Raw genomic sequence first — 4,396 nt, forward strand, 5'->3', positions numbered from 1 at the left:
GATCCGCGTGGGGATCCGCGTGGGGAAGAGCTCTGCGAACACCGCAGGTGAAATGGACAGCGTTGCACCCATGAAAACCAGGATGATTGTGGCGGGCAGAAAGAGGGACCAGAAGCTCTGACCCACAGTGTTTACCAGCAGCGGGAAGAGGATGATGGGCACGCCGGTGCCTATCAAAAGGCTGGGTCGGCGGCCGAAACGGTCAGAGAACTTGCCCCAGAACGGCAGGGAAATGATCAGCACGACGTTGCTTAGAACGCTGGCCAGAAGTGCGGTTCCCTGGTCCATCTTGTGAATGATTACTGCCTGCTGCACCGCGCTGACAGACCAGACGTAGTAGCAGACGGTGCCCCCGACGCCGAGGCCGATCACGCGGAGGGCGGAGCGCCAGTTCTTGCGGATCTCCGGCCACATCGGCTGGCGAACGGTCGCCTTCGCGGCGGTGAACGCCTCGGTTTCCTTCATCCGTGAACGGGCGATCAGGGTGTACAGGCCCAGGAGCGCGCCGACAACGAAAGGGATACGCCAGCCCCACGACTGCATGTCGGGCTTACTGAGGACTGTGTTCAGCAGCACCCCGAACAGCAGCCCCATCACAATGCCGGAGGTGCCGGAGACGTAGATCAACGAGGACCAGAGACCGCGGCGGGATGCCGGGGCGGACTCCGCAATGTAGGTCTGGGCGGAGGGCATTTCACCGCCGTGGGCCAGCCCTTGTAGGAGCCGGGCAGTGAGAAGCACTACGGCGGCCCAGGCGCCTGCGGAGTTGTAGGTAGGAACCAGTGCGATCATCAGGGATCCGAACGATGCGAGGCCCACGGTGGAGATCATCGACGCGCGGCGGCCAAGATGGTCCGCCATCCAGCCAAAGAGGAGGCCGCCGACTGGGCGGGCAACGAAGCCTACGGCGAAGACAGCCATCGCCCCCAAAAGSGCGGCCAGGGGGTCTTTGGGGTTGAAGACCTCTGTGGCGAAGTAGATGGCGAAGGCGGAGTAGATGCCCCAGTCATACCATTCGAGAGCGTTGCCCATGCCGGTGGCGACGAGAGTCTGCCGCTGGGACGTGGTCGCATTGAGCGATGCCCGGCCGGCCGGGATCTTTTCCTGCACGGCAAGGTGCGCCGTGCCGTTTGTTGTTGGGTCCATCATCAAAAGTCCTTGGTATTGGGGGAAGGATTGGGGTGGYGGGAAGGTCAGACGSCGGCGAGCTGGGCCAGTTGGCCCACGGCCAACTGGGTGTACAGGGCSGTACCGTCAACCAGGACGCTGTCATCGAACGCCGCGCGCGGGGAGTGGTTGAACGCCGYGTCCGGGCCGCCGGCAAGCGGGGTGGCGTCCAGGCAGATGAAGCTGCCCGGCACGCGGRYKAGGACGTCGGCAAAGTCYTCGGACCCGCCCAGCGGTGCGGCGAGCCGGTGGTGGCGTTCGGCACCAAAAAGTTCGGTGATCTGGTCGGCGGCAAAAGCGGTCTGGGCCTTGTCCGTCACCGTGACGCGTCCCCCTACGTGATAGTTGATGTCGACTTCCAGCCCGTGGGCAGATGCGATGCCTTCCAGCAGGCGCGGAATGGCCGACTGCATTTTGGTTCTGGCCTCGTCGGAATACATCCGCAGGCTCGCGCCGAATTCGGCCGTGTCCGGAATGACGTTGATGGCCTCGCCGGCCTTGACCATTCCGACCGAGACCACCACGGGGTCGTGGGCGTTGAACTGGCGCGTGACCATGTGCTGGAGGCCGAGGATCATTTCCGCCATAACCGGGACGGGGTCCTGCGCSTGGTGCGGCGCCGACCCGTGACCGCCGCGGCCTATGACCYTGACGAAGAGCGCGTCCGCGGCGGACATCATGACCCCCGGCTTGGTTTCGAAGCGGCCTGTATTGCCGCCCGCGCTGAAGACGTGYAGTCCGTAAGCGGCGTCGGCCCGCCGGCCGGACAGCTCCAGGATGCCTTCCTCAATCATCATCGGAGCGCCCGCCAGCAATTCTTCGGCGGGCTGGAACATGAAGACGACGTCGCCGGCCAGWTGGTGGCGACGCTCGGCGAGCAGACGTGCCGCACCGACGAGCATCGCCGTGTGCAGGTCGTGGCCGCAGGCGTGCATGCGGTTGGCCACCTCCGACSTGAAATKGATGCCGGTTTCCTCCTGGAGCGGCAAGGCGTCCATGTCTGCGCGCAGCAGAACGGCCGGCCGGGCGGCGCCGTCGGACGTGTCTCCGGCGGTGCCGCGCAGAACGGCRCCCACGGARGTGAGGCCCTYGCCCAGGGTGATCTCCAGCGGCAGGTCGGCCAGCGCTTCGAGTACYTTCTCCTGGGTGCGGGGCAGTTCCAGRCCCARCTCTGGGTGGCGGTGCAGGTCGTGGCGCAACTGAACGATGTCGCCGTGGAGCGCGCGGGCATCTTCAAGAATTTTGGCGACGGACACGRAGTGTTCCCTTCGAATGAACGGGTGATCCACAAAAACGTGGTTKGGCTTCTTTCGAGTATGTGAGCTGCACTACCTGCCGTCCATGACCAATATTGCAGGAATAGCATGCCGTCGCGGCATAGATCAGTCGCTGGCGCCCTCAGTCGAGGGCGAAGCCGGGTGAGCCGGGGACGGAGGCGAGGAGCTTCCTGGTGTAGTCGTGTTGCGGGTCCCGGTAGACGGTGTCGATGGGGCCYTGTTCCACGATGCGGCCTTGGAACATGACCACCACTTCGTCGCAGACCTGCTGGACGACGGCGAGGTTGTGCGAGATGAACAGCATGGCGCTRTCCACGGTGCCGCGCATGTCCTGGAGCAGCCGGATGACGTCGGCCTGGACTGAAACGTCCAGGGCAGAGGTGATCTCGTCCGCGATGACGAGCTTGGGCTCGAGCATGAGGGCCCGGGCGATCGCGATCCGCTGGCGTTGCCCGCCGGAAAACTCGTGCGGATACCGGGTSGCGGCGGACGGGTCGAGTTTGACCCGTTCCAGTGCGGCCGCGATGGCGTCCCGATGCTCTCKGGGGTYCGCGCCGTGYGGATCGAGCGCTTCGGCCAGAGTCTGCCCTGTGGTKCGGCGCGGGCTGAGCGAGGAGTAAGGGTCCTGAGGGATGTACTGRACTTCGCGGCGCATCTGCTGCCGGCGCTTGCCCTGCATACGGGTGAAGTCCTCGTTGCCGATGAAGATTTCGCCGCYGTTCGGTTTGTTGATGCCCACGAGGGTCTTGCCGAGGGTTGATTTCCCTGAGCCTGATTCACCGACCAGCCCCACCACGGAGCGGGCGGGGACGGCGAGCGTCACGTCCTTGAGCACGTGGGCGGCGCCGAAGCTGACATCGAGGTTGCGGACGGACGCGGCCAGCGGAACGTCGGTTCCGCTTGGTTGAAAGCCCGCCCCGGGCCCTCCGGGGACATTGAGAACATCTGCGTGTGCGTTCATGACGTGAGAACTCCAGGATTTTCCGGAACCGGGCCGCGATCCAGAACCGGGATGGCGGCCAGCAGTGCCTTGGTGTAGGGGTGGTGGACATCTCGGGCGGCCAGTTGGGCGGACGTCAGCCGCTCGACGATTTCGCCGGACTTCATCACCAGRATGGTGTCGCAGAGTGCTTCCACAACACCGAGGTCATGGGAGATGAACAGCATGGCGGTCCCCTGCTCCCGGCGGATGCGGCGAAATTGCCGCAGGACTTCTGCCTGGACGGTGACGTCGAGCGCCGTCGTAGGCTCATCGGCGACGATCAGCTTGGGCGAAGTGACAATYGAGGCAGCGATCATGGCCCGCTGGCGCATGCCGCCGGAGAGCTCATGCGGGTGCTGCCGAAGCCGGCGGGCCGGCTCAGTGATGTTCACGCTGGCCAGCGCCTGRGTGATGACGTGGCGTGCCTKGGCGCCTCCCATGCCCAGGTGGGTACGGAGCACCTCGGTGAGCTGGGAACCCATCCGCAGGGCCGGGTTGAACGTGGTTCCCGGATCTTGATAGACGATGCTGATGTCTTTGGCCAAGCGTGACGGGTCGGGCTCAGCCAGCATGTTCATGTTGTCCACACGCAGCAGGTCTGCCTCCACCGTCAAGCCTTCGGTGGGCAGCCCTGCGATGGCCATGGCCGTGAGGGACTTCCCGGAACCTGATTCGCCTACCAGGGCCAGCACTTCACCGGGATCGATACTCAACGAAATGCTCTTCACGAGGCCGGGCCCGCCGGGGACACCAATCTTCAGGTTCTCGACCCGCACGAGTGCACGGTCCGACGCCGGGAACGCCACCGTGCGGTTCTGGTGGACCACCCGGCGGAAGAAGCTCCGCTCGGCGCGGGGATCGGCGTCGGCAGCCAGCGCGTCGCCGATCAGCATGACCGAGAGCCCGGTCAGGGCGATCATGACAGAGGGGCCGACGGCCTCGACCGGCTGGGTGTACAGGGCCCCGAGGC

Annotated in this window: 4 protein-coding genes; all 4 read right to left on the reverse strand. The window is 65.2% G+C overall.

What is annotated here, in order from left to right; translation table 11 throughout:
• Positions 1-1,146 (reverse strand): MFS transporter (locus AC1DEY_RS22590; protein WP_476869946.1); only part of this gene is annotated, 1,146 nt, incomplete at its 3' end.
• Between the two features lie 47 nt (positions 1,147-1,193).
• Entirely contained in the window at positions 1,194-2,423 is a 1,230-nt protein-coding gene (locus AC1DEY_RS22595) for a M20 metallopeptidase family protein (protein WP_476869947.1), read from the reverse strand.
• 142 nt (positions 2,424-2,565) lie between these two features.
• Complete coding sequence (locus AC1DEY_RS22600) at positions 2,566-3,405, reverse strand: ABC transporter ATP-binding protein (RefSeq protein ID WP_476869948.1); 840 nt, start codon at positions 3,403-3,405, stop codon at positions 2,566-2,568.
• Positions 3,402-4,396 (reverse strand): ABC transporter ATP-binding protein (locus tag AC1DEY_RS22605; RefSeq protein WP_476869949.1); only part of this gene is annotated, 995 nt, incomplete at its 5' end. The genes AC1DEY_RS22605 and AC1DEY_RS22600, both read right to left, overlap by 4 nt.

This window comes from Arthrobacter sp. 05T47 (genome assembly GCF_056395825.1).